This is a genomic window from Polynucleobacter sp. 35-46-11, from assembly GCF_002281105.1.
Genome location: NZ_NCFJ01000491.1, coordinates 1 through 1,864, shown reverse-complemented (window position 1 = coordinate 1,864; position 1,864 = coordinate 1). Strand labels below are relative to the sequence as shown.

The following is a 1,864-nucleotide window of genomic DNA, read 5'->3' as shown; positions in this document are numbered from 1 at the left end:
TTGATTAATTTACAGGTAATAAATATTGTGAAAGTCGATCTAATAAATCAATCTTGCTTTCAGTTAATACGTGGTACTTCCTTGAATTGAGAGCGGACAACAGGTCACCACAGTCAATTTCTAGCTGAGTAATTTTGCGATCCCGTTCAACTATTAATACCTTCATGTCGGTAAAAAATAGTTTAGTAAGCGCACTAACCCAGCGGGATACTGGACCCAAGCGACCCTTAGTTGCCATATCAAAGTTGCGCAATTCATCAATCACCAAATCCGCAGAGATTAACTTCTCCCCCGTAACCCACTGATTTGTAGTAAACAAACGAACTGGCAAGCCTTGCTGATTTAATGCGATACCAATGAGGTGATGGAATTCCGCTTCATTGCGCTTGAATAAATGGAAGTGACCATGCTCACCATCTTGCATCTCATCGGCTGTATGTGCATGGTAGTAAAACTCATAGCCACTCTCGGGATCTGAGAGATCATTTTTGGGATAGTGACTCCACTCAATAAACTCTCGTGCGCCACACAGTGCTGCTTCGCTTAGGGTCAAGCCCTTTTTTGCGTAGCGCGTTTGGATGCTAGCAATTTCTTGAGCAGCCAAACAGAGAGTAGATTGAATTAGCACGATTTAAGATTAATCAGCAGATTTACGTTTTTTTGGACCACAAGGATTTGATGGGCCACAAGGGTTGGCTGCTTTTTTCTTAGCCGGGCCACACGGATTCCCTGACTCCTTTTTAGGTCCACATGGGTTCTTTTGTTCGGCACCAGCTGGAGTTGCTGGAGCATCTGCTGCATTAGTCATAGGGGCCGCTGCCAATCCAGCCAAAGCTAAAGCAAGCGCAGCTACTGTTGATTTTTTAGACATTGTTTTTTCCTTTTGAAGTATTAGATTTCTTGAGAACTAACAGGGCCTGTGGATTTCTTCTCCATCCATGCGCCCAAAATAAATACACCAATTGCAGCAAGCACCATGATGAGGTCTATGGCAATGCTTGAAACGTTAAATAGTTCTGGCAATGAATCTGCATTTGCAAGTTCACCTAAAGTCGTAAGAGATTCAATGCTTGGATAGATGCCTGCAAATAGGATTGTTCCCAGCAACAAACCAATTAGAAAGATTCCTGCATCAATCCGACCTGACATCAGACCAACTACTGATGTTCCAGGGCAATAGCCGCCAATAGCGAAACCGGCACCGACAAATGCACCGCCTAAAGCTGCCGCACCTAAGAATGATGGTGGAACAAAAAGGCTTCCGCTCTCTACAAATCCAGTCCTTTCTAGAATGAAGAGTCCGACTGCAGCAAACACGATTGCAGTAAACATCACTTTAAATACGGACCAATCTGTTAAGCGAAATTGACCCGTTAATTTATTGGGATTACCAAAACCAGCCCGCTCAAGCACAAAGCCGAAGGCACCACCAATCAATAAACCCGAAAGAATTGTTCCCATCTTATTTCTCCTCTTTCATTAGGCGGCTGGCAAGCAATCCAACCGCGAAGAATGTACCTAAAAATGTAAATCCAGCCAAACTCAGAACAGCCGCGCCAGATAAACCGAGACCACTGGTACAACCCGCAGCAATGCGAGCACCAAAGCCAGCTAAGATTCCACCAAATAATGCGGTTAAGGGTCGCTTGGAGCCCCCTAAGAATTTCCCACCATCAAGCTTAATTGCAATTCTTCCAGCAAAAAATGCTGAAATGAGAGCGCCTAGAGCAACGCCAATCACCTGCCATGTGATCCATGCATCCAAGGGCTTGCCCTCTTCATGATTGGTTTTGCTCCATGTAGCGCTCTACGATTGCATCGAGCACTTCATAAGAAGGCAGACTATCTTGATCCTTTTGATCTG

At 44.6% G+C, this 1,864-nt stretch carries 4 protein-coding genes; all 4 read right to left on the bottom strand.

The window, feature by feature from the left end:
* Positions 1-4: 4 nt before the first annotated feature.
* Genes B7Y67_RS16760 through B7Y67_RS16745 form a run of 4 tightly spaced genes read right to left on the bottom strand, consistent with a single transcriptional unit; the run spans position 5 to position 1,765 of the window.
* A complete protein-coding gene (locus tag B7Y67_RS16760; protein WP_293599601.1) occupies positions 5-628 on the bottom strand; it encodes a hypothetical protein in 624 nt (207 codons plus the stop codon).
* A gap of 9 nt (positions 629-637) precedes the next feature.
* Positions 638-871 (bottom strand): hypothetical protein, encoded by a 234-nt coding sequence (locus B7Y67_RS16755; protein ID WP_293599600.1) that lies wholly within the window; start codon positions 869-871, stop codon positions 638-640.
* Between the two features lie 20 nt (positions 872-891).
* The gene (locus B7Y67_RS16750) at positions 892-1,461 is read right to left on the bottom strand and encodes a YeeE/YedE thiosulfate transporter family protein (RefSeq protein ID WP_215300823.1); all 570 of its coding nucleotides are present in this window, start codon (positions 1,459-1,461) and stop codon (positions 892-894) included.
* 1 nt (position 1,462) lies between these two features.
* Positions 1,463-1,765 (bottom strand): YeeE/YedE thiosulfate transporter family protein, encoded by a 303-nt coding sequence (locus B7Y67_RS16745; protein ID WP_293599599.1) that lies wholly within the window; start codon positions 1,763-1,765, stop codon positions 1,463-1,465.
* Positions 1,766-1,864 lie beyond the last annotated feature (99 nt).